The sequence below is a fragment of the Flavobacterium sp. 5 genome (assembly GCF_002813295.1).
Classification (GTDB): domain Bacteria; phylum Bacteroidota; class Bacteroidia; order Flavobacteriales; family Flavobacteriaceae; genus Flavobacterium.
Genome location: NZ_PHUE01000001.1, coordinates 829,864 through 856,159 on the forward strand (window position 1 = coordinate 829,864; position 26,296 = coordinate 856,159).

The 26,296-nt window shown below is 32.2% G+C and carries 16 protein-coding genes; 7 read left to right on the forward strand and 9 right to left on the reverse strand.

The genetic code is table 11. The features are described 5' to 3' along the window. Nucleotides 1–2: 2 nt before the first annotated feature. The gene (locus CLU82_RS03395) at nucleotides 3–1,127 is read left to right on the forward strand and encodes a peptidylprolyl isomerase (protein WP_100841766.1); all 1,125 of its coding nucleotides are present in this window, start codon (nucleotides 3–5) and stop codon (nucleotides 1,125–1,127) included. Between the two features lie 33 nt (nucleotides 1,128–1,160). Continuing rightward, entirely contained in the window at nucleotides 1,161–2,357 is a 1,197-nt protein-coding gene (locus CLU82_RS03400; protein WP_100841767.1) for a peptidylprolyl isomerase, read from the forward strand. Nucleotides 2,358–2,435: 78 nt separating this feature from the next. On the opposite strand, the gene CLU82_RS03405 is transcribed toward CLU82_RS03400, so the two are convergent. Further along, entirely contained in the window at nucleotides 2,436–2,873 is a 438-nt protein-coding gene (locus CLU82_RS03405) for a hypothetical protein (RefSeq protein WP_100841768.1), read from the reverse strand. 275 nt (nucleotides 2,874–3,148) lie between these two features. On the opposite strand from CLU82_RS03405, the gene CLU82_RS03410 reads away from it, so the two are divergent. Beyond that, entirely contained in the window at nucleotides 3,149–5,944 is a 2,796-nt protein-coding gene (locus CLU82_RS03410) for a tetratricopeptide repeat-containing sensor histidine kinase (RefSeq protein ID WP_100841769.1), read from the forward strand. Nucleotides 5,945–5,976: 32 nt separating this feature from the next. After that, nucleotides 5,977–7,896, forward strand: a complete 1,920-nt coding sequence (locus tag CLU82_RS03415; RefSeq protein WP_100841770.1) for a tetratricopeptide repeat-containing sensor histidine kinase — start codon at nucleotides 5,977–5,979, stop codon at nucleotides 7,894–7,896. 12 nt (nucleotides 7,897–7,908) lie between these two features. Here the strand turns inward: CLU82_RS03415 and CLU82_RS03420 are convergent, their stop codons facing one another. The 6 genes from CLU82_RS03420 to CLU82_RS21070 form a co-directional block, all read right to left on the reverse strand. Continuing rightward, a complete protein-coding gene (locus CLU82_RS03420) occupies nucleotides 7,909–8,508 on the reverse strand; it encodes a GNAT family N-acetyltransferase (protein ID WP_100841771.1) in 600 nt (199 codons plus the stop codon). Between the two features lie 325 nt (nucleotides 8,509–8,833). After that, a complete protein-coding gene (locus CLU82_RS03425; protein ID WP_100841772.1) occupies nucleotides 8,834–9,190 on the reverse strand; it encodes a hypothetical protein in 357 nt (118 codons plus the stop codon). 36 nt (nucleotides 9,191–9,226) lie between these two features. After that, the gene (locus CLU82_RS03430; protein ID WP_100841773.1) at nucleotides 9,227–10,405 is read right to left on the reverse strand and encodes an AIR synthase related protein; all 1,179 of its coding nucleotides are present in this window, start codon (nucleotides 10,403–10,405) and stop codon (nucleotides 9,227–9,229) included. A 151-nt stretch (nucleotides 10,406–10,556) separates the two neighbouring features. Continuing rightward, nucleotides 10,557–11,441, reverse strand: coding sequence for an OmpA family protein (locus CLU82_RS03435; protein ID WP_100841774.1), 885 nt, complete (start codon nucleotides 11,439–11,441; stop codon nucleotides 10,557–10,559). An 80-nt stretch (nucleotides 11,442–11,521) separates the two neighbouring features. Beyond that, entirely contained in the window at nucleotides 11,522–12,646 is a 1,125-nt protein-coding gene (locus CLU82_RS03440) for an SDR family oxidoreductase (protein ID WP_100841775.1), read from the reverse strand. 221 nt (nucleotides 12,647–12,867) lie between these two features. Next, nucleotides 12,868–12,996 carry a hypothetical protein gene (locus CLU82_RS21070; protein WP_255409697.1) on the reverse strand — a complete coding sequence of 43 codons (129 nt, stop codon included), beginning with the start codon at nucleotides 12,994–12,996 and terminating at the stop codon, nucleotides 12,868–12,870. A gap of 732 nt (nucleotides 12,997–13,728) precedes the next feature. Here CLU82_RS21070 and CLU82_RS03445 point away from each other — a divergent pair. Then, a complete protein-coding gene (locus CLU82_RS03445) occupies nucleotides 13,729–20,760 on the forward strand; it encodes a T9SS type A sorting domain-containing protein (protein ID WP_100841776.1) in 7,032 nt (2,343 codons plus the stop codon). A 116-nt stretch (nucleotides 20,761–20,876) separates the two neighbouring features. On the opposite strand, the gene CLU82_RS03450 is transcribed toward CLU82_RS03445, so the two are convergent. After that, a complete protein-coding gene (locus CLU82_RS03450; protein WP_100841777.1) occupies nucleotides 20,877–23,066 on the reverse strand; it encodes a glutamine synthetase III in 2,190 nt (729 codons plus the stop codon). A 384-nt stretch (nucleotides 23,067–23,450) separates the two neighbouring features. Here CLU82_RS03450 and CLU82_RS03455 point away from each other — a divergent pair, with 384 nt between their 5' ends. After that, nucleotides 23,451–24,464, forward strand: coding sequence for a glutamine synthetase beta-grasp domain-containing protein (locus CLU82_RS03455; protein WP_100841778.1), 1,014 nt, complete (start codon nucleotides 23,451–23,453; stop codon nucleotides 24,462–24,464). Nucleotides 24,465–24,646: 182 nt separating this feature from the next. Next, entirely contained in the window at nucleotides 24,647–25,603 is a 957-nt protein-coding gene (locus CLU82_RS03460) for a TerC/Alx family metal homeostasis membrane protein (protein ID WP_100841779.1), read from the forward strand. 79 nt (nucleotides 25,604–25,682) lie between these two features. Here CLU82_RS03460 and CLU82_RS03465 read toward each other — a convergent pair whose 3' ends face one another. Continuing rightward, entirely contained in the window at nucleotides 25,683–26,240 is a 558-nt protein-coding gene (locus tag CLU82_RS03465) for a collagen-like protein (protein WP_100841780.1), read from the reverse strand. Nucleotides 26,241–26,296 lie beyond the last annotated feature (56 nt).

Sequence of the window (26,296 nt, forward strand, 5' to 3'; positions counted from 1 at the left end):
GAATGAAAAAAAATGTTTTATTTATATTACTACTCCTTACAACTTTAATTTCTTGTAAAAAAGAATACGACAATTTACCCGATGGTTTATATGCCGAAATTGAAACAAATAAAGGTATTATCTTATTAGAATTAGATTATAAAAAAGCACCTGTAACTGTTGCCAATTTTATTACATTGGCAGAAGGTGAAAATGAATTTGTTATGAATGATACTCTAAAAGGAAAGCCATTTTTCAATGGATTAAAATTCCATAGAGTAATCAAAGATTTTATGATTCAAACTGGAGATCCTTTAGGAACAGGTTCCGGAGATACTGGATACAAATTTAAAGACGAATTTTCCGATTTTAAATTTGATAAAGGGGGAATTTTAGCAATGGCGAACAACGGCCCAGGAACAAACAGTAGCCAATTTTTTATTACACATATAGAAACTCCCTGGCTTGATGGAAAACATACTATTTTCGGACATGTAGTCGATTATAACCTTGAAGTAGTAAATAAAATAGAACAAGATGATTTTATAAAAACTATAACCATTATTAGAAATGGTGAAGAGGCAAAAAAATTCAATGCTGAAAAAACTTTTCATGATTATTTTAAAATAGAATCTGAAAGTCAGAAACAAAAAGTAGCTGCTGAAGCTGCCGCAAAAAAAGAATATGAAGCCAAATACAAATCAGTTTGTGATCAAAAAGTAGCCTCTTTTACTGAATTAAAAAGCAAAGCTACTAAAACCACAACTGGGCTTAAATATGTAATTACTAAAAAAGGTAATGGCAAAAAACCTACTATAGGATCTACTGTTTACATACATTATGCTGGATTCTTAGAAAATGGTACTTTGTTTGATTCTAGTATTGAAGATGTTTCTAGAACTTTTGGTAAATTTGATCCTGCAAGAGCAGCAGCTCATCAATATACTCCAATTCCTTTTCAGACTGGAAAAAAAGATGGTTTAATACCCGGTTTTATAGAAGGAATCGAAAAAATGGCTATTGGCGACAAAGCAATTCTGTTTATACCATCGAATCTTGCTTATGGTGAAGCTGGAGCTGGAGATGTAATCCCACCAAATACCAATATAATTTTCGAAATAGAATTAATGGATAAAATGCCTAATTAATTTATAACTAATTGACATCTAAATTTAAAAAAAATGAAATCTAAAATCCTATTATTACTCTTTTTAGGAGTATTCAATTTACACGCACAAAACACGAAAAAAGCAGTTACCACAAAAAAACCTGCAACCACAGCTGCAAAACCTGCAGTTTCCGTTGAAGGAATTTTCGCGACTATTGCCACTAATAAAGGAAATATTACTGTTCAGTTATTTTTTCAAAAAACTCCAGTTACTGTAGCAAACTTTATAAGTCTAGCAGAAGGAAATAATCCGTTCGTAACAGTTGAAAGACTAAAAGGAAAACCATTTTTTGATGGTCTAAAATTTCATAGAGTTATCAAAGATTTCATGATTCAAGGTGGTGACCCAGATGGTAATGGTTCTGGTGGGCCTGGTTATGCTTTTAAAGATGAATTTAATGATTCAAAATTTGACAAAGCAGGAATATTAGCAATGGCAAATTCTGGACCTACAACTAATGGAAGCCAATTTTTTATTACACATAAAGACACCCCTTGGCTAACAGGGAAACATACCATTTTTGGTCAGGTAACACAAGGAATGGGAGTAGTAAATTCAATTGCACAAGACGATGTTATTACAAAAATTACAATAACTCGAAAAGGAGATTTGGCTAAGAAGTTTGATGCTGTTAAAGTATTTTCAAATTATTTCAACAACAAATCAGAAGATCAAAAAAAGCAAGCTGCAATAGATGCTGAAAACAAGAAAAAACAAGTTGCAGTTGACGCTGAAACTAAAAGGATATATTTAGAAAAATACGGGCCTGTTATTAACGCAAAAACAGCTTATTTTGCTGCCGAAAAATCAAAATCCACTACTACTCCATCAGGATTAGCATATACAGTAGTTACAAAAGGAACAGGAGTTAAACCCGTAAATGGATCTACTTTTTATTTTCACTATGCAGGTTATTTTGAAGATGGAACACTATTTGACAGTAGTTATGAAGAGGTAAGCAAAGCCTATGGAAAATTTGATGCTAATAGAGCTGCGCAAAATGGTTACAAGCCATTTCCCTTTGAAGCTGGTAGAAAAGATGGTTTAATCCCAGGTTTTTTAGAAGGAGTAGCTGTTATGTCTTATGGCGAAAAAGTAATACTATTTATCCCCTCAAATCTAGCTTATGGAGAAAGAGGTGCTGGCGGTGTAATTCCACCAAATGCAAGTTTAATTTTCGAATTGGAAATGTTTGAAAAACAACAATAGTACAATTAATTACAATAAAAAAGCCACGACAAATTATTAAAAATGTTGTGGCTTTTTTTATTAGAATAAAGTGTAAAATTATTTTTTAAACTTCCATTCAAATTCGTCTTTGTTATTAATTATTGCTCCAATTTCAAATTTAACTACTTCATCAAACTCTGTTTGAAAAATAATCCAATTTTCTTCATTAAAGTAGTTTTCAAAAGTGTCAAACTCTTCTTGCGTAAATTTAGTTATCCCTTTTTGAACTAAATCTTTCTTAACATCTGTTATTTTTTTGGATATTATTTTGTTTCCTAATAACTCTAAATCTGGGTTAGACGCTACTAAGTACCCTAATTTCAACTCCTCATCTTTATAAAAAGTTAAACGGGTTTTAAGATTATTATAAACAAAAATTACATTATCATCTTCATCTTTATAATTTTTATTGGGTTTGCCGTAAATGGCTATAACATCATTTTGTTTCATTCCAAAAATGAGTTTGTCAATTCCGTTCTTAAGATTTATTTTCATGCTTATATTATTATTTCATTTGATTACAAAGGTATCTTTTTTTGAGTCAATTGTATTTTTTAGTTAAGACAAAAAATAACCTTCATACATAAACTGATTTTAAATATCAAACAACTACTATAAAACCTCTATTCATTGTTTAGATACTTTTGTCTTTAGAACAACAAACTTTAGCAAATCAAATATAACTCATAGCATATTCACAATTAAGTAGTTATTGTTTTACAATAAAAAATTTAAAATATATTTTATCGAAAAAAAAGCGTATTTTAACGATGAAAAATAATACTGGCATAATTATTGGAAATACTCATAAAAATTTCTTTTTTAAATCTTTCAAAAAAAAAGAATTTCATAAATTAAGTTATTCGATGAGAAATATTTGTAAAATAAACAGATGGCTATTTACTATGATACTATTAGCATTTGCTTCCGTTAATGGTCAAGATAAAAATCCTCAATCTGTAACTGTTCTAAAATTAAAACTCCAAAAAGCAACCGTTGATACTATCAAAATTAACACACTCAATGAGCTTGCTTCTACTTATAAATATTCTGAAGCAAAAGAAGGATTACAGTACGGAAATAAAGCTTTGGCTCTAGCTGAAAAAAAACAATGGAATAAAGGAATGGCTGAAGCAAATGAAAATTTAGGAATTTGCAACCAAACATTATCTAATTACACTGAAGCTCTTTTTTATTTAGAAAAAGCTCTTTATTTAAATAAGCAAACACAAAACCAAGCAAAAATTTCCGGTACATTAAAAAATATCGCCTTTGTCTATTTGTCACAAAAAAAATATCAGCAAGCCATTACATATTTAGAAAAAGCATTAAAAATAAATTACTCAATTAATAACAAAATAGTAATTGTTTATAATTTAAATGATATTGCAGATACTTATTATAACCTAAACGATTATAAAAAAGCACTTTCATATTATGAAGAATCGCTGAAAATAAATGAAACCATAAAAGACCCAAACGGCTATGCCTATTGTCTAAGTCGTATTGGCGAGGTTTTTTCAAAACAAAAAAATTACAAAAAGGCTATTGAAAATTTTTCACTGGCTTTAGAAAAATTTGACAAAAAACAAACTGACAATATCAACAATACACTTAATCAATTAAGCAATGTGTATCTTTTAATGTCTAAATCAGATCCAAAAAACAAACAGAAATACATCACTCTATCTGACAAAACATTAAAAAAAATATCTACAAAACAAGAACATTATTCCCAATCTGTAGATGCCTTAAAAGCATCATTAAATGGAGTAATGGCTGATACTACCAAAATCAATATTCTAAACAGAATTATAAGCAGCTATTTTTACACTAATCCAAAAGAAGGAATACCTTATGGAGAGGCAGCACTCAAACTAGCCACAAAAATTAAGTGGAATAAAGGAATGGCCGTAGCAAATGACAATCTTGGAGTCTGCCAATGGGTTTTGACTGATTACGACAAGGCAATAAATTATTTTTATAAATCACTATATGTATATCAAGAATTAAAAAATCAAAATGGTATTTCTGGTGCTTTTAACAATTTAGGATTAATATATGTTGAAATAAAAAAATATGATTTAGCAGTTACTTATTTTAATAAAGCATATAAAATAAACAAAAAAACCAATAATAAAATATTAATGGTTTATAACCTTAACAATATTGCATTAAACTATTATGTGCAAAAAAATTATACTAAAGCACTTGAATATTATAATAAATCCAAAGACTTAAATCTCTCAATGCATGACATGAATGGCTTAGGCTATTCCTACTCAAAAATGGGTAAAATATATTCTGATCAAAAAGATTATACAAAAAGCATTGACTATTCAACAAAGGCATTAGACAGTTACGATAAAAATCAAAGCTATAACATTGGGAATGCCTACATCGAAATAGGTACCACTTACTATAAAATGGCTTTAGAAAATCCAAACAACAAACAACAATTATTAGCAGAATCTTCCGAATATCTAAATAATGCTATCCAATTATTTTCTAAAACAGAGATACCAGACAGATTAAACATATGTTATTTAGAACTTTACAGAACTACTAAAGCTCAAGGAAATTTTGCTTTAGCATTAAATTACTTTGAAAAACATAACACTTTACAAGATTCTTTATTTTCAAATGAGAATAAAAATAAGTTAGCCAATCTTCAATCCAAAAGAGAGATTGATTTACGAGATAAACAAATTGAAATTCAAAAACTCAAAATAAACAGCGATTCAAAAAAAGTATACTTTCTAATTACTCTAACCTTATCAATAGCAATCTTTTTGATTTTATTCTTATACCTCTACATATCCAAAAGAGCAACAAACAAATTATTGCTAGACAAAAACGAAGAAATTTCAAATATTAATAAACAAAAAGATAGATTTTTTTCCATTATTGCACATGATTTAAGAGGTCCATTTAGTGGTTTTCTAGGTTTAACAGAATTATTAGCAGAAAGCATTGATGATATGGAAAAGGAAGAAATTCAATTTGCCGCTAGCAACATGAGAAGTTCATCATATAGTTTGAGTCGTCTTTTGGACAATTTACTGGAATGGTCCAGAATGGAACAAGGATTAATTCCCTTTTCACCAGAAAAGTATAATTTACTCAAAATTATAAAAGAATGCGTAATAACTCAACAAGATGCTATTAATAAAAAGAAGATACAAATTGAAACCATAATAGACGAATCTCTAGAAGTTTTTGCTGATCATCATATAATACAATCGGTCATTAGAAATATTTTATCTAATGCTGTAAAGTTTACACCAAAAGGAGGTAATATAAAAATTAAAGCTAAAAATGATTCAAGAAATATCATCATTTCAGTAAAAGATTCTGGAATAGGAATGGATGCCAAAATGCTTAACAATATCTTCCTACTAGATGTTAAAAATAACAGAAAAGGAACTGATGAAGAGCCAAGTTCGGGATTAGGATTAATTCTTTGTAAAGAATTTATAGAAAAACATAAAGGCAAAATTTGGATAGAGAGTGAAGTCGATAAAGGTTCAACTTTTTATTTTTGTTTTCCACATGCTATTGCTTAAATTAATGTATTTTTGAAAAAAATACCACATAAATGTTAAAAAAAACACCCATTTTTTTAATTCTATTTTTTACTTTTTATATAAGTCAAGTTCAAGCGCAAAATACTGCCAATAAAATTATAGACTCCTTAAAAACAGAATTAAAAAACGCAGAAACCGATTCAAGAAAGGCAATACTATACAAAGAACTCTCTTCTCATATAGAATATATAGGCCCCGATAATACTATCAAATATGCAAAAAAAGCATTGTATTATGCTCAAAAAATAGATGATGAAATATTAATTGGCAATGCATATGGAAATCTAGGTACGGCTTATGAACTAAAATCGGATTATACTCATGCTTTGAAAAATCTCTATAAAGCGCTTGAGATTATTGAAAAAACTGATGATATTATAGCACTTATTCGAGTAAATAATAATCTCGGATTAATCTATATAGACATAAAAAATTACAAGCAAGGTCTTTTCTACTATAAAAAAGCATTAAAAATATGCTATAAATATAACAAAGAAAAACACGTCTCTATTCTTTTGAATAATATTGGAGATTTCTATTTACAACAACGTGAATACAAAAAAGCATTAAACCAATTTTATCAAGCCCTTATAATAAGTAAGAAACTTAACGATACTGACAAAATAGGTTTAAACCTAACAAATATTGGCATTTGTTATGTCAATATAAAAAACTACGAAAAAGGAGTTGAAATGCTAAATAAGTCAATTGCAACTTATGAAAACAGTTCAAATTTATATAATGCTTACAACTATTATGAACTTGGAAGAGCATATTATTTAATGTCTCAAGATGAGAAATACAGTGCTTCAAAAAGTATATATGTAGACAAATCTGTTAACATTCTTAATTATGTTCTACAAAATTTCAAAAATTACAGCTCTTTAAAAGATATACAAGACACCTATTATTACTTATCTAAAGGTAATAAAGCAAAAGAAAAATTTGATGTAGCATTAGACTGTTTTGAAAAATATTCAAAAATTAAAGATTCTTTATTTTCTAAAGAAAGTGAGAAGAAAATGGCGAATTTTGAATATCAAAGAAAAATCGACTTAAAAGATAAACAAATAGAAATCCAAACGCTTAAAATAAATAGTGACACCCGAAAAGTCTATTTTTTAATTACTATATCCACTGCTGTTGCTATATTATTAGGTTTATTTTTATTTCTATATATTTCTAAAAGAAGAAATAACCAATTACTCAAAGAAAAAAACAAACTAATTTCAGATATAAATTATCAAAAAGATAAATTTTATTCTATCATAGCCCATGATTTAAAAGGTCCTTTCAATGGCTTTCTTGGACTATCGGAATTAATGGCCGAAGATATTGATGACATGTCTAATGAGGAAATTAAATTTGCAGCAACTAATATGAGAAGCTCTGCAAAGAATCTTTTTAATCTTTTAGAAAATTTATTAGATTGGACTCGTATGGAACAAAACATAGTTCCATTTGACCCAAAAGAATACCCATTAGAATCTACTACTCTAGAAAGCATTATCACATTACACGATATTGCTGGCAAGAAAGAAATAAACATCGAAACTAAAATCCCAAGTACTCTATCTGTATTTGCAGATATAAATATGTTTCAAGCTATAATCCGTAACATTGTTTTAAATGCTATAAAATTTACTCAAAAAAAAGGTGCCGTTTATATTCATGCTTTTGAGAATTCTACAGATATAACTATCACAATCAAAGATTCGGGAATAGGAATGCATCAAGATATAATTAATGACTTGTTTAAAATAGACACAAAAAACAACCGAATTGGAACCGAAAATGAACCAAGTACTGGTTTAGGACTAATTTTATGTAAAGAATTTATTGAGAAACATAATGGTCAAATTTGGGTTGAAAGCGAGGAAGGAAAAGGAAGTACGTTTTATATTCGTTTTCCTAAAAACCAAAATACTTAAGAATATTAAATTCTAAAGTTTTTTCCTCAAATTCTCTTTAACCTCATTAAACCATTCCTCTTTTAGAATACTTAATATAATACTATCACGACGCATATCACTTTCATACGTTGGCATGTTGCTTCGTAAGACTCCTTCTACTTTGCACCCTATACTTTTCATCGCAGCAATGCTTAGTTGATTATTATTATCGGCACGAAATTCTACGCGCTCCATTCCCAGTGTTTCAAATGCAAATTGTAGTAAAAGATATTTACAATGTTTATTTAGCCCTGTTCCTCTAAAATCTTTTCCATACCAAGTATATCCTAACTGCAAAGTTTTGAAAGGTAAATTAATATCATAAAAACGAGTACTACCAGCATATTTACCCGATTTTTTATCATAAACGGCAAAAGGAAATTCAGTTTTATTTTCTCTTGCTTTTATTGCCATTTGGATATAGTTTATCAGGTTTTCTTTTCCATTAGCCGGTACTAATGAGTATTTCCACGTATCGGGTTCATTGAGGGAAATATCCAAAAAAATTTCTACATCTGTTAATTCTAAAGGGCGTAGTAAAACTAGTTCGTCTTCGAGGATTGTATTTTGAGGAAATTCTAGAGTGGTCATTATTTTTTTTAGCTAATTTATAAAAAAGACAACATTAATTTATCATAATCAATAAACATGAAACAATTAGTTCGTTTTTAACCATATTAAGAAATATGAGTCCATTTAAGCCGCAATCCTTTTGAATCCATACATTGATAATGATTATTTTTTATCAATATTCACTGATGTCCTAGCCCAGATAAAAGTGAAAAGCCCACAGTATAAAACGTTAATTTTTCTTGTTATAAAAGAGCGACCAACGGAAGCTCCTTTTATAATTTAGAAAAATAATGTTTTATGCGAGGACTTGTAACGTATAGCTGGATTTAGCTTCTAAATAAAACTATTCATTCATTTCGTCGTAACGAACTGGAATTTGAGGATCATACAACGGACATTTGAATTCATCCAAAGTGTCTGCTAAAAGATTCATCGTTTTGCCTTCGGTTCCGTAACAATCGATTTGTATGCTTTGTGGTGTTGTTTTTACTTGAAAAGCACCTTTTCCTTTGGTATTTTTCCAACTGTTTTCATCTATTTTTTCCCAACTTGAAAATACACTATTGATTCTGTTTAGAATAACAGTTACAGGAAGTATTTCCAAACCTTCTACTTCTTGCTCTTCTATCAAAGCTTCATAAACCAAATGATGGTTTAAATAAATTCCTTCTTGATATTGCCAAAAAAGTAGTTCGTACATTTTAATAAAATTAAAAGATTGAAAAAATGAAAAATTTTAATATTCGAAAGTCCCGTATTCGCTAGTGATTGTTAATTTCTTAGCATCAGAAGCTTCTACTCTACCCACAATTTGCGCATCTACATTGAACGATTTTGAAATATTGATAATGTCCTGAGCAATAGCTTCTGGAACATATATTTCCATTCTGTGTCCGCAATTGAATACTTGATACATTTCTTTCCAATCCGTTTTAGATTGTTCTTGTATCAATTGAAATAAAGGTGGAACTGGAAATAAATTATCTTTTATAATGTGAAGATTCTGAACGAAATGTAAAATTTTAGTTTGAGCTCCTCCACTGCAATGTACCATTCCGTGAACTTCTTGTGAAGAATATTTATCTAAAATTTTCTTAATGATTGGTGCGTATGTTCTTGTTGGTGAAAGTACTAATTGTCCAGCATCGATTGGTGAATTTTCAACGGCATCTGTCAATTGAACTTGTCCTGAATAAATAAGATCACTTGGAACTGCTGCATCATAACTTTCTGGATATTTGGTTGCCAAATACTTCCCGAAAACATCGTGACGAGCAGAAGTTAACCCATTGCTTCCCATTCCGCCATTATAACTTTTTTCGTAAGTAGCTTGACCAAAAGAAGCCAATCCTACAATAACATCACCAGCTTTTATATTAGCATTATCAATTACTTTGGAACGTTTCATTCTTGCCGTTACCGTAGAATCTACGATTATAGTTCTCACAAGGTCACCAACATCTGCGGTTTCTCCTCCTGTTGAGTGAATAGTTACCCCAAAAGAATCTAATTCTTTTATCAATTCTTCGGTTCCATTGATAATGGCAGATAAAACCTCAGCAGTAATAACATTTTTGTTTCTTCCAATAGTTGAAGAAAGCAAAATATTATCGGTTGCACCAACACACAATAAATCGTCAATATTCATGATTAATGCATCTTGAGCGATACCTTTCCAAACCGAAATATCTCCAGTTTCTTTCCAATACATATAGGCTAATGAAGATTTTGTTCCTGCTCCATCGGCATGCATTATAAGACAATAATCATCGTCCTGCGTTAAATAATCAGGGACAATTTTACAAAATGCCTGAGGAAATAAACCTTTGTCAATATTTTTAATGGCGTTATGCACATCTTCTTTGGATGCCGAAACACCACGTTGTGCATATCTTTTTGAAGTATCTGAACTCATTTTTCTAGTTGTGTGTATGTGAGGCAAAGATAATTTTAATGTGACAATTATACAATTTTAAATTTTTAAAGTTTCTAAGCTTCTGAGTTCCTAAGTTTCTAAGTTTTTTTTAGTTTAAAACTTTCAATATTATACCTATTCACTCAATCTATTAATTAGCGATAATTTCAATTTCTACACGACGATTGGCTTCCCGTTCTGCTTCATTTTTTTCGGGCAAAGGATACAATGGTTTTGTACTGGAAAAACCAACAAAAGTCATTCTGCTTTTTTCAATTCCGTTAAATTCTAAAAATTTATAAATGGCTTTTGCTCTTTGAGTGCTTAAGTCCCGAAAATCTTTTTGCACACAACAAATATGACCTTGAATTTGTATTTTTAAACCTGGAACATTTGTCATTACCATCAGCAACTCATACATTACTGATCTGGATTGAGGCATTATGGCAAAAGTATCTACAAAAAAATTCATGTTTTCTAACTTGAGCTTTTCACCAACATTGGCTACGCTAACTTTTTTCATAAAAACGGTATCAACTTTTATATTAACCGTCGAACCGTCTGGATTTTCATAAACATAAGTGTCCGAAAATTTAATGTTTGGTTTTTTCTTCTCTACAACTACTTCTTTCTTTTTGGCTATTATTTTTTCTTCATTTACAAAATCTTTTGGCAATATATAATATAAAGTAACTTTTCTATTTTCGGATTTAATGGAAGAGAGCGAATGTAATTCTCCAAAACTTCTTGTTTTAAAATCTTCTCTAACTTTTACTTTACCTTTTATAGTGTTGAATACATAGTCGATCCGTTTTCTTGCCAAGGTATCATTGTAACCAACAGAACCTTCTTCGTCACAAAAGCCATAAACCCCAACGACTTTAACTTCTTTTTTTATTGATATCCATTGGTTTAATTTCAATAATTCTGTTTTATTTAATACAAATTTATTGCTATCAAAAAAGAAAGAAACTTGTTCTTGAGCAAAAGCACAAGAAGCTAAAAAACTTAGTAGTAAGGTTATAAAAAACTTCATGATTTGGGGATTTATATCTTCAAATTTACAATAAAACTTAATCTATTTATGACAACTGAAAATAAATTAAGTACAATAAATTAAACATTGACATCTTTAAATTTGTTCAATTTAGCATATCTAATCAATTGGGTAAAGATTTCATCATTAAATAATGGAATTTCAAGAATAGAATTCAACAGCTTAGTATTAAACTGTTTTGCACTAGATACAAGGTAGGGTTTGAGATGTTTACCAATACTCTCATAATACAATTTCTCGGTAGTATTTTGATATTCGAAATCTGGAGAATCTGGGACTATTGTATAATTAGAATATCCTACTTCATCCATAATCAATTCCAATCCTTTAACGAGGTTTAAACTTTCATGGCTCACAATATTGAGTTGGTGTATATCATCTCTCCTAAAAACAGATACAATTACTTTTGCAACATAATCGACAGGAATAATATTTAAACCCGACATTTTACCGATTGCAAAACGTACATTTTCATGTTCAGTTTTTCGTTGTGCAGCAAAATAAAAGAATTTTGCCAACAGATAGAAAACCATATATTTTGAGATAAAGTATCTATTCTCATCTCCCAACATTTTTCCACAAATAACACTTGGTCGTAGTATTTGATAAGGCAAGTCTAAAGCCTTACATTTTTTAGCAACAAATTTTTCTGAATAAAACTTAGCGTTCTCGTAGGCGTTACGATGCTTTGGAACAAAATCCAGATTATGGAAGTCGTTATCTACAATCCCAGAGCGCTCTCCTGAGGAAAAAGCAGTTCCTATGTAAATGAATTTTTTTATAGAATGATGAAAATTTTCCAAAATAACTTTAGTGATCTTGGTATTTTCTTCAAATATTTTTTCACGATGTGCTTCATCAGTAGATAAATTGACATATCCCGCAGAATGAATAAAATAGGCTCCATCTATTTTACTTGAAAAATTTTCCTGCATTGAATCTAAGTCCGCATCAACTATCTCTATATATTGGTCTAGTTTTTCAATTCCAATATCTTTCAAGAATTGAGGAGTGTAACTACTAGATAGTAATTCATTGATTCGGTCTAAAGCGCTTCTTTTTTTCTTGCTTCTGGAAATCAAGATAAGTTTACCCTTAATTGACTCTTTTACGAATAGTTCGAGAATTTCATACATAATCTGAGAACCCAAAACACCTGTCCCCCCTGTAAGCACTATTTTCATCGGAAGTATTATTTTAATTAAAAACTGAAGTCGATTAATTTACTACGATAAAAAAGGGGCAGAAGTTTCAAAATATTGATATTCAATTATTAAAAAATAATTAAACATCTAAAAGTTAAGTAAAGTTAATTCTTTTTTTTCTCTTAAATTATCGTTTTCAACAAAACTTGAATCCAAATAGTATCCCTTTTTAATATAAAATACTTTTAAATATTTTTCTTTTAACCAACCTTTTCTGAAGTAATTTTATTTGATCTTTTTTCATCTAAAAAAGTTGTTTTTAAGTTAAAATGTTGCTCTTTTTTAGAAGAAATAAAACTATCATTGATTATACATTTAATTTTAAGCATTTTATGCTTTTTTATAAAAAAAATTAACACGTATTTAATTGATTATTAATAGGTTATGCTGTTTTTTTATTTTAAGCGAATCTAAACATTATGTACTCTTATTCGTATTTACAATGCTTTTTATCGTTTTTATTTAACTTATATCGGGCTTTTTAACATTTATACGAAATGTGCTTTCAAAATTAATTAATTTTACTCCGTTACTTTTTAAAGTGATTTAGTTGTCTAAGTGACGGCTAAAAATTAAAATAAATGAATGGTTATTATTCTCTACAGATTGAATCTTTTATAGTCGTTTTTTTTTTTAACTAGAACGGTTCAATTATACAGGAATAAGGTTTTACACTTCTTAATTTTATTTTGAAGTTAGTCATTGTGCTGAAGATTGTATTTACTCAAAGGTACATTTCAGTTTTTTAATCTATTCTAAGCATTAATTTTTTTAATGTTTTATGTTAAAAGCCCCCTTTTTTCAAACCTCCTTTTTGTAATAAAAGAATTTAATTATTGTTCCCCACAATATAAATTTCTTTCTAAGACCGTATACTTCATAGCTACATCTATGAAGGTGTGTTTATTTTCCTATTTAAAAGTTACAGCTATACAAATCTGTTTCTTTTAAATTTACCTAACCAAAATTTTCATTTATGAAACAACACTCACTGGTTTCCCGCAAACCCTATTTCTACTGATCTTTTCCTATTGATACTATGGTCTTAAAACCATATTGATATGAAAAAAATTATTCTTTTTACGATAAAAAGCATGCAAGAATATTGCATTTCTTTTTCCTGTTTACTCAGAACAGGTATTTCAAAATTTAATTTCACAATTCCTTTAAATCAATCATTCAAACTATGGTCTACTAGTTGGCTCCAAAGCCTTGCTTTACCTATAGTTTTTTTAGGGTTTCTCATGATCAGTTATACTACTGTTCATGCCCAAAACATTAAAGGAATTGTCCCAGTATCTTCCCCAGCTGGAGGAGATGCCATTGATGGAGATTTTTTCGCTCATCAGCCTATTGGGACTAATTTTGAAAAAATTGGAGATTTGTTTGATGATCGACACAATCCTTCAAGTCCAGCATACGACCCCAATAATCCAACGGCTCTTCACAATTTAAATCACGGATTAATTGACCCTGTAACGGGAAACGTGCTAAACAAACCACTCCCAGAAACAGACCCACCTACTCCTCAAAATGTTCCGGTGACCTATCAAATAAAAGATCGTTATATAGATGATCTTACGATATTCACACTTTCCAATAAAATAAATGACAATCCAAACACCTATACATGGGGAGCTGGAACATCTCCTAATAAAAATGAAATCCAAAACTGTGGCGCTCATTTTAGTTATGGCGATCCTGCAATAAAAGGAGGTGTAACCAATATGGCAGGTACTTTTATTAGCCCTACTCCAGCTGGAGGTGTATCTGGATTAGCAACCGATTTATGGTGTATGTTTGCTGGTGACCGTCAGGTAACTAACGGTAGCAGCTATATTGATTTTGAATTTTTGCAAGCTCCCCTCACTATGACTGGAGCCACCTTTGGACCAGTTGATCCTTTTACTGGTGTTGCACCAATTAGTGGAGGTAGCGGGAAATTTGTAAGTGCCGCCCCAGATGCAACTGGTGGTCGTACTGTAGGTGACATATTAATTACCATTGAATTTACTCAAGGTGGTGGTGATGCAAATGTAGTAATCAGACAATGGCAAAAAGTTGGTTCAGCTTATGAATATGTTGTTATTCCGAATACTACGTTTCCTGGATTCATTTTTTGTACCAATAATAATGTAACAACTACCGTTCCATTTGAAGCTTATGGTACCAATCCAGGTGTTTATGTACCTAATCAATGGGCAGAAGGAGCTATAAACCTTACTCAAGTACTTACAGCTCTTCATAATCCATGTACTTCAATCAGCACATTATTTATAAGAACCAGATCTTCTGGTAGCTCAGCACAATCTGAATTGAAAGATTTTCCAGGCGCTCCTATTCAGTTGAATTTGGATTTTACTCCAAATGCGAATGCTGGAGCTGATTTTGCAAAAACTTGTATCAGTAACCCTGATGGCAAAGAAATAGGTCAGGCTCCTGAAGTAGGATTTACCTATTCATGGTCACCATCTACAGGATTAAGCGCAACTAATATTGCCAATCCTATTGCCAATCCTACGGAAACTACTACTTATACTGTAACTAAAACCAAAGCTTCTACAGGTTGTAGTGATACGGATCAGGTAACAGTAACAGTAAATAAACCACCAGTGGTAGCAGTAGCAGGATCCGATTTTACCAAAACCTGTACAACGAATCCTAATGGAGGAAATATTGGCGAAGTAGCTGTAACTGGATTTACTTATTCATGGACTTCTTCTCCAGCTGGATTTACTTCAACAAGTGCAAACCCATTAGTTAATCCTAGTGTAACTACTACTTATACTGTAACCAAAACTCATACCACTTCTGGTTGTAGCGATACGGATGACGTTATTGTAACAGTAAACAAACCAACAGTAGTAGCAAACGCCGGAGATGACTTTACTAAAAACTGTTTGATTAATATATCAGGCGGTTCTATTGGTGAAGCTGCAATGGCAGGATATACATATTCTTGGACTTCATCCCCTGTAGGATTTACTTCTACTGATGCTAATCCATTTGTTAATCCTAGTGTAACTACTACTTATACTGTAACCAAAACTCATACCGATTCTGGTTGTAGTGATACTGATGAGGTAACTGTAACAGTAAACAAACCAACTGTAGTGGCAGTAGCAGGTGATGACTTTACTAAAAATTGTTTGATGAATATATCAGGCGGTTCAATTGGTGAAGCAGCAGCCATAGGATATACATATTCTTGGACTTCATCTCCAGTAGGATTTACTTCTACTGATGCTAATCCATCTGTTAATCCTAGTGTAACTACTACTTATACTGTAACCAAAACTCATACCGCTTCTGGTTGTAGCGATACTGATGACGTTACTGTAACAGTAAACAAACCAGATGTAACAGCAAATGCAGGAACTGACTTTACTAAAAATTGTTTGATCAATATATCAGGCGGTTCTATTGGTGAAGCTTCCGCTGAAGGATTCACTTATTCTTGGACTTCTTCCCCAGCAGGATTTACTTCTACTGATGCTAATCCATCTGTTAATCCTAGTGTAACTACTACTTATACTGTAACCAAAACTCATACCGCTTCTGGTTGTAGTGATACGGATGAAGTAACTGTAACAGTAAATAAACCAACTGTAGTGGCAGTAGCCGGAGATGACTTTACTAAAAATTGTTTGATGAACATATCAGGCGGTTCTATTGGTGAAGCTTCCGCTGAAGGATTCACTTATTCTTGGACTTCGTCTCCAGCAGGATTTACTTCTACTGATGCTAATCCATCTGTTAATCCTAGTGTAACTACTACTTATACCGTAACCAAAACTCATACCGCTTCTGGTTGTAGCGATACGGATGACGTTACTGTAACGGTAAACAAACCAGATGTAACAGCAAATGCAGGTTCTGACTTTACTAAAAATTGTTTGATCAATATATCAGGCAGTTCTATTGGTGAAGCTTCCGCAGAAGGATATACTTATTCCTGGACTTCATCTCCAGTAGGATTTACTTCTACTGATGCTAATCCATCTGTTAATCCTAGTGTTACTACTACTTATACTGTAACCAAAACTCATACCGCTTCTGGTTGTAGCGATACTGATGAGGTGACTGTAACAGTAAACAAACCAACTGTAGTGGCAGTAGCAGGTGATGACTTTACTAAAAATTGTTTGATGAACATATCAGGCGGTTCTATTGGTGAAGCTTCCGCTGAAGGATATACTTATTCCTGGACTTCGTCTCCAGCAGGATTTACTTCTACTGATGCTAATCCATTTGTTAATCCTAGCGTAACTACTACTTATACTGTAACTAAAACTCATACCGCTTCTGGTTGTAGCGATACTGATGAAGTAACTGTAACAGTAAATAAACCAGATGTAACAGCAAATGCAGGAACTGACTTTACTAAAAATTGTTTGATGAACATATCAGGCGGTTCTATTGGTGAAGCTTCCGCAGAAGGATATACTTATTCCTGGACTTCATCTCCAGCAGGATTTACTTCTACTGATGCTAATCCATCTGTTAATCCTAGTGTTACTACTACTTATACTGTAACTAAAACTCATACCGCTTCTGGTTGTAGCGATACGGATGAGGTGACTGTAACGGTAAACAAACCAACTGTAGTGGCTGTAGCAGGTGATGACTTTACTAAAAATTGTTTGATCAATATGTCAGGCGGTTCTATTGGTGAAGCTTCCGCAGAAGGATATACTTATTCCTGGACTTCGTCTCCAGCAGGATTTACTTCTACTGATGCCAATCCATTTGTTAATCCTAGCGTAACTACTACTTATACTGTAACTAAAACTCACACCGCTTCTGGTTGTAGCGATACTGACGAGGTGACTGTAACAGTAAACAAACCAACTGTAGTAGCAGTAGCAGGTGATGACTTTACTAAAAACTGTTCAATGAATTCAAATGGCGGTTCAATTGGTGAAGCAGCAGCAATAGGTTATACTTATTCTTGGACTTCGTCTCCAGCAGGATTTACTTCTACTGATGCTAATCCATCTGTTAATCCTAGTGTTACTACTACTTATACTGTAACTAAAACTCATACCGCTTCTGGTTGTAGCGATACTGATGAAGTAACAGTAACAGTAAACAAACCAGATGTAACAGCAAATGCAGGATCTGACTTTACTAAAAATTGTTTGATCAATATATCAGGCGGTTCTATTGGTGAAGCAGCAGTCATAGGATATACTTATTCTTGGACTTCGTCTCCAGTAGGATTTACTTCTACTGATGCTAATCCATCTGTTAATCCTAGTGTTACTACTACTTATACTGTAACTAAAACTCATACCGCTTCTGGTTGTAGCGATACGGATGACGTTACTGTAACTGTAAACAAACCAACTGTAGTGGCAGTAGCAGGTGATGACTTTACTAAAAATTGTTTGATGAACATATCAGGCGGTTCTATTGGTGAAGCTTCCGCAGAAGGATATACTTATTCCTGGACTTCATCTCCAGCAGGATTTACTTCTACTGATGCTAATCCATCTGTTAATCCTAGTGTTACTACTACTTATACTGTAACTAAAACTCATACCGCTTCTGGTTGTAGCGATACTGATGAAGTAACAGTAACAGTAAACAAACCAGATGTAACAGCAAATGCAGGATCTGACTTTACTAAAAATTGTTTGATCAATATATCAGGCGGTTCTATTGGTGAGGCGGCAGCTATAGGATATACTTATTCCTGGACTTCGTCTCCAGCAGGATTTACTTCTACTGATGCTAATCCATTTGTTAATCCTAGTGTTACTACTACTTATACTGTAACTAAAACTCATACCGCTTCTGGTTGTAGCGATACTGATGAGGTGACTGTAACGGTAAACAAACCAACTATAGTAGCAGTAGCAGGTGATGACTTTACTAAAAATTGTTTGATGAACATATCAGGCGGTTCTATTGGTGAAGCTTCCGCAGAAGGATATACTTATTCCTGGACTTCATCTCCAGCAGGATTTACTTCTACTGATGCTAATCCATCTGTTAATCCTAGTGTTACTACTACTTATACTGTAACTAAAACTCATTCCGCTTCTGGTTGTAGCGATACTGATGAAGTAACAGTAACAGTAAACAAACCAGATGTAACAGCAAATGCAGGATCTGACTTTACTAAAAATTGTTTGATCAATATATCAGGCGGTTCTATTGGTGAAGCAGCAGCAATAGGATATACTTATTCCTGGACTTCGTCTCCAGTAGGATTTACTTCTACTGATGCTAATCCTTTTGTTAATCCTAGTGTTACTACTACTTATACTGTAACTAAAACTCATACTGCTTCTGGTTGTAACGATACTGATGAGGTGACTGTAACAGTAAATAAACCAACTGTAGTAGCAGTAGCCGGTGATGACTTTACTAAAAATTGTTTGATTAATATATCAGGCGGTTCAATTGGTGAAGCTTCCGCTGAAGGATATACTTACTCTTGGACTTCGTCTCCAGCAGGATTTACTTCTACTAATGCAAATCCATCTGTTAATCCTAGTGTTACTACTACTTACACTGTAACTAAAACTCACACCGCTTCTGGTTGTAGCGATACTGATGAAGTAACAGTAACAGTAAACAAACCAACTGTAGTAGCAGGAGCTGGAAGTGACTTTACCATTACCTGTAAATTAAACATCAGTGGTGGCTCAATTGGTGAAGCTGCTCAAGTAGGATACACTTATTCTTGGACTTCTTCTCCAGCAGGATTTACTTCTACTAATGCAAATCCATTTGTTAATCCGAGCGTGACAACTACTTATACAGTAACTAAAACTCATACCGCTTCTGGTTGTAGCGATACTGACGAGGTGACTGTAACAGTAAACAATACAAATCCGACTGCATTATCCGTTAAATCTCTAGAAATTTGTTACCCAATACCAGTAAGTCTGCTTTCAGCATTAGTAAGTGCATTGCCAGATCCAAACGTAATAAGTGTAACTTTCTGGACAGATGCTGCCGCAACTACATCACAAGTTACTAATTTGAATTTCTCAGGAACTCCTGGAGTTCATGTCTTTTATGTAAAAGAAGAAGTACTTGCAACAGGTTGTATTAGCATTAGTCAATTTTCTGTAGATGTTAAATCTTGTATTGCTGCATTATGTACCTATACTCAAGGGTATTATGGAAATCCAGGTGGAACGTCTTGTGCGGAAGGAAAACCTTATACAACAGCGGGTCTTATCGCCAAAGCTTTGGCTTCTTATGGTGGTACTATGACAATTGGTTCAAATGGAAATACCGTTTGGATGAAAGCTCCAGAAGACATTGACGATATCATTAGAGTAATGCCTGGAGGTGGTGGAAGCTATGTATTATCTGGAAGTTATGAAATAAGCAATTTACCTAACAGTTACTTGAAAAAAGGAAAAATCAATAATACATTATTGGCTCAAACAATTGCTTTAGGTCTTAACATCGGAATAAACGGTGCTCTTGGTAATTTAGAATTAAAAGCAGGAACTTTTGCAGTTGCTGAACCAGAAGGTGGTTGTGGATCTGATGTTCCTAAAACCAGACAATGTTCACCAGGCGGATACACTCCAGTAATCAATGAGTATAAATATTACTCAATACCTGCGAATGTAATAAATGCTATTTCACCAAAAACTGTTCAAGGGTTGTTTGCTTTGGCAAATCAAGCTTTAGGTGGCGGTTCTACAAATGGTCTTACACTTTCACAAATAGCAAGTGCAGTTGATTTAATTAATAATGCATTTGATCAATGTAGAATATTTGTAGGCTATAATGTTGAACCACTTATATGTGCAACTCCAATAGAGTCTTTGATTATCGATTCAAGTACTTCTAGAATAGCAGACACTTCATCTTTCACAGCTTCTCCAGTTCCTTTCAAAGACCAACTTACTATCAGTTATGATTACAAATTTGTAACTGATGTAAAAATTGAGGCATTCAACTCATTAGGTCTTATAGTAGCTTCTAGCTATGATGCCAATGGTTATTTAAATAAACAAGTTACGCTAAATATCCCATCTACTGGGCAAGCTGAACTTTACATTATTAAAGTAACCACTAATAAAGGAAGCAGTACACAAAAAGTACTTTCTACACAATAACTAAAACCATTTTTAACCAAAAAGCACCCGCCAAAAACGGGTGCTTTTTTATGTTTTAAAAACTGATAAAATTCATTGTCTTTTAAAATAGACAAGTATTAAAACTAATAATAAAACTACTTAGTTAAAAGTAATTCTCGATATTTAGTCAAAGTCCATAATTCATTATCAACTAATAACTCTAGTTTATCACAGTGATTTCTAATCACCTCAAAATAAGGCTTCACATTGTTACAATATGCTTCGGCCATAGCCTGAGCATCTGTCAAATTATTGGCTTTCTTTCTTTCTTCTGTCATCTCTTCTACTTTAGAATTGATTCCTTCAATATGTCCTGAAATCTCTTTTATCAAAATGATTTGTTCCTTTGCAATTGACTCAAATTCTGAACCAAAAATATTTTTTAAACCTTTCACATTTTCGATCAAAGTATTTTGATATCTGATAGCTGTCGGAATTACATGATTTTTTGAAATATCACCTAATACTCTGCCTTCAATTTGAATTTTTTTGGTGTATTCTTCCAATTCAATTTCATAACGGGCATGTAATTCGATATGATTCATAATACCCATTTCTCCAAATAAATCGATAGCTTGTTTTGAAGCTCTCGCTTTCAAGGCTTCCGGAGTAGTTTTAAAATTACTCAAACCTCTTTTTGCAGCCTCTTTTTGCCAAGCGTCACTGTAACCATCACCCTCAAAAAGGATTTTTTTGGATTGTTTGATATATTCTCTTAACACATTGAAAATAGCATCGTCTTTTTTCATGTCTTTCGATTCTATCAAAACATCAACAGCTGCTTTAAAATCTTTCAGCTGCTTAGCTACAATTGTATTTAATGTTGTCATTGCATTGGAGCAATTTGCAGACGAACCCACAGCTCTAAACTCAAATTTATTACCCGTAAAAGCAAAAGGTGAAGTTCTATTTCTGTCAGTGTTATCCAAAAGAACATCTGGAATTTTACCAACAACATTTAGCTTAAGATCTGTTTTTTCTTCTGGAGATAATTTCCCAGTCGAAACTCCTTCTAATTCCGCTAAAACTTTGGTTAACTGTTCTCCTATAAAAACTGAGATAATTGCAGGTGGCGCTTCATTGGCTCCTAACCTATGATCATTACTTGCCGTAGCAATAGCACCTCTTAACAAAGCTTCATAATCATTTACCGCTTTAATAGTATTGATAAAGAAAGTCAAAAACTGTAAATTAGTCATTGGGGTTTTACTAGGGCTCAGTAAATTAACTCCCGTATCTGTTGATAATGACCAGTTATTGTGTTTTCCAGATCCATTTACACCTTTAAATGGTTTTTCATGAAATAATACTTTAAAATCATGACGTTCTGCTACTTTATGCATAATATCCATCAATAAACAGTTGTGGTCTACTGCTAGATTTGCTTCTTCAAAAATAGGTGCAAATTCAAATTGATTTGGAGCAACTTCGTTGTGACGCGTTTTTACAGGTATACCTAATACTATACATTCCTGTTCCAAATCTCTCATATACGTTAAAGCACGAGTTGGGATAGATCCAAAATAATGATCGTCCAATTGTTGTCCTTTAGCAGAAGTATGTCCCAACAAAGTTCTTCCAGTCATAATAAGGTCTGGACGAGAATTAGCTAACGATTTGTCAATCAAAAAATATTCCTGTTCCCAGCCTAATGTTGCTGTTACTTTCTTTACATTTTTGTCAAAATATTTACACACTTCTGTAGCAGCCTCATCCATAGCAGATAAAGCTCTTAATAGTGGAATTTTATTATCTAAAGCTTCGCCTGTGTAAGAGATAAAAATTGTTGGAATACACAAAGTGGTACCAAATATAAAGGCTGGAGATGTTGGATCCCAAGCAGTATAACCTCGTGCCTCGAATGTGTTTCTAATTCCACCATTGGGAAAACTAGATGCATCTGGTTCTTGTTGTACCAATTGAGCACCTCCGAATTTTTCTAGCGGGTCACTTCCGTCATACGAAGTTTCAAAAAAAGCATCATGTTTCTCCGCAGTAGTTCCCGTAAGAGGCTGAAACCAGTGGGTATAGTGGGTAACTCCTTTATTTAAAGCCCATTCCTTCATTCCCATGGCAATATAATCTGCCAGTTTTCTATCTATCTTAGTTCCATGTTGAACTGCTCCTTGCACTGCTTTGAAAGCATCTGAAGTCAAATATTGCTTCATTGCTTTATCATTAAATACATTAGATCCAAAAAGCTCTGATTTTCTACCAGATTCTTGAAAATCTATTAGCTTTCTATTAGAAGCTTCTCGTAAAGCTTGAAAACGAATTGATGACATATCCTATATCTTAAAAATTAATATCCATTGAAAAAACACAGACAAAGGTAAATTATTCTACTCAACAAATAATTAAAGCTTTAGTGAATAAATCATACTCAAAAATTGATTAGTTGTAATACAAAAAAATTACTCTAACTACTTGAATCTCTAGTAAGAGTAATAAAATTCTTAATTAAAATTTAATATTGAAAAAATACGAATTACGAATTTAATCATTATACCCCTCTAAAATTATAATTTTTCAAATATACCCCTTCTAAAATGCAGTAATATCAAAAATTTAAAACACACAAATAAAAATCACCCCCCAATTTTATGACATCAGCAATTTATTTTATATTTGCCACAGAAAAAAATCAAAAAAAATAAATTATAATTATTATGGCTAAAATTAAATTAGAATACCTTTGGTTAGATGGATACGAACCAACACAAAACTTAAGAAGTAAAACTAAAGTTGAAGAGCACGAAAACTTTCAAGGAACTTTAGAAGAAATCGGAAACTGGTCATTTGATGGTTCATCAACTAGACAAGCTGAAGGTGGTTCATCTGACTGTTTATTAGTACCAGTTGCTATCTATCCAGATCCAACTCGTATCAATGGTTACCTAGTTATGACTGAAGTTATGTTTGCAGACGGTACAGCTCACCCATCAAACGGAAGAGCAACTATCGAAGATGATGGAGATTTCTGGTTTGGATTCGAACAAGAGTATTTCATCATGGATACTAAAACATTATTACCATTAGGTTTCCCAATTGGAGGTTACCCTGCACCACAAGGAATGTACTACTGTTCAGTAGGTGGTAAAAATACACACGGAAGAAAATTAGTTGAAGAGCATGCAGATTTATGTATCGCAGCTGGACTTAACTTTGAAGGAATAAATCAAGAAGTTGCTTGTGGACAATGGGAATTCCAATTGTTTGCTAAAGGAGCTAAAAAAGCAGGAGATGAAATCTGGGTTGCTAGATATTTATTAGACCGTTTGACTGAAAAATATGGTTACTATATTGAGTACCACCCAAAACCACTAGGAGATACTGACTGGAATGGTTCAGGAATGCACGCTAACTTCTCTAACAATGTATTAAGAACATGTGGAGATAAAGCAGTTTATGACAAAATATGTGAAGCTTTCCGTCCAGTTGTTGAAGAGCATATCGCAGTTTACGGAGCTTATAACGAACAACGTTTAACTGGTAAACACGAAACGGCATCTATTCATGATTTCTCTTATGGAGTATCTGATAGAGGAGCTTCAATCAGAATCCCTTTATATACTGTTCAACACGGTTGGAAAGGATACTTGGAAGACAGAAGACCAGCATCTAATGGTGATCCATACAAAATTGCTGCAAGAATTATCAAAACTGTTAATTCAGCTTTGTAATTAAAACCAAAATAAACCAAAAAGTGCCTTTCTAATCGAAGGCACTTTTTTTATACAACAAAATCTAGCATTTCAAAGCAGATGACATATTACAAGCCAACTCCTTATTTTTTTAACGCTGAATAATTTTAAATTAAAAAACAAATCTTACATTTGAGTTAAACTAAAAAACAAATCATATTATGACAGTTTGGATATTATTTATAATACTAATCATCGCCATACTTGCCCTTGATTTAGGGGTTTTCAACAAAAACCCACACGTTATTAGTACCAAAGAAGCTAGTAAATGGACTGCAATCTGGTTTACGGTATCCATGCTTTTTTCAGGTGTTGTTTATTGGCTTTACACCACCGATTATGTTTTAAACCCAACTAAACTGAAACCATCAGTTGCAGCGATGAAGTTCATTACGGGCTATTTAATTGAATTATCCTTGAGCATTGATAACATTTTTGTAATTGCATTGGTTTTTGCTTCATTCAATATCTCTAAAAAATACCAACATCGTGTTTTATTCTGGGGAATTTTAGGAGCTGTTATTTTCCGTGGTTTAATGATCTTCTTTGGTGTTTTATTGATTAATAAATTCGCTTGGACAACTTACCTATTCGGTGCCTTCTTGATATTTACCGCTTTAAAAATGTTATTCACTTCTGAAGAAGGTAAAGAGTTTAACCCCAAGAAATCTATTATTTACAAAATCCTTGGAAAATTAATTCCAATAACCCATCATACAGACAAAGAACATTTTTTTATAAAAACCGAAAAAGGAAATGCTGCCACACCTTTATTTGTAGCGCTTATAGTTATCGAAGTAATGGATGTTGTTTTTGCTGTAGATAGTGTTCCAGCTATTTTAGCTATTACCTCGGATCCGTTTTTAGTGTTCAGCTCTAATATTTTTGCTATTCTTGGTTTGCGTTCTTTGTACTTTTTCTTAGCCAATATGCTAGAGAAATTCAGTCATTTAGAATACAGTTTAATTGCAATTTTAAGTTTCGTTGGATTGAAAATGCTGTTGCACGATTTCATAGAAATTCCAGAATGGGCTTCGCTTGGTTTCATAGCGTTATCTTTAATTGTAGGAGTTATTGTTTCGATTAGAATTGCGGACAAAAAAGAGGTATCTAAATAAAAAACTGTTTAAAATAAATATAATAAAAAAAGGAAATCTTACGATTTCCTTTTTTTATTATAACGTTTTGAATTCTAAATTAATTTAAAACTTTCACCTTTGAATCATCAATATTATAAGCTTTAATAACAGCATTATAATCAGAAAGATCTACTTTTGTTGAAGCAGATTTACCCGTTACAGTAGCAGGTCCAGGCACAATAACAATTCTAAAAGTTTGATTATTAATATAACTAGGTGTTGTACTTAAATTATAAGTACCACCAGCATAAATAGTAAAATCTTCTTTACTAAAATCAAAATCATAATCCAATTCACCTTGCGTTAAAAACAAAGTTCTTGGTATTTGTTGCCAAATAGGAGTAGCAGAATCAATAGTACCTGCTAATCTATAAATCAAAAGAACATCTCCATTATATAATACAGGATTTAGCTTTTGATAAATTATATAACCATTATTTGGATCTAAAGAGAAGTTGATATTTCTAAGTTCAAAAACCTCACTAACAAAACCCGGCTCTCCTTTTTGTCCGTCTTGCCCATCAAACCCATCTTGTCCCGGAGGCCCTTCTGGTCCTTCACAACTAGAAAATGTTACTATTCCAAAAACCGCTAAAAGTAAAATTATTTTTTTCATTTTTTTTATATTTAAAAGTTCGATAAAGGTATTTCAAAAATTAAGCCAAAAAAATT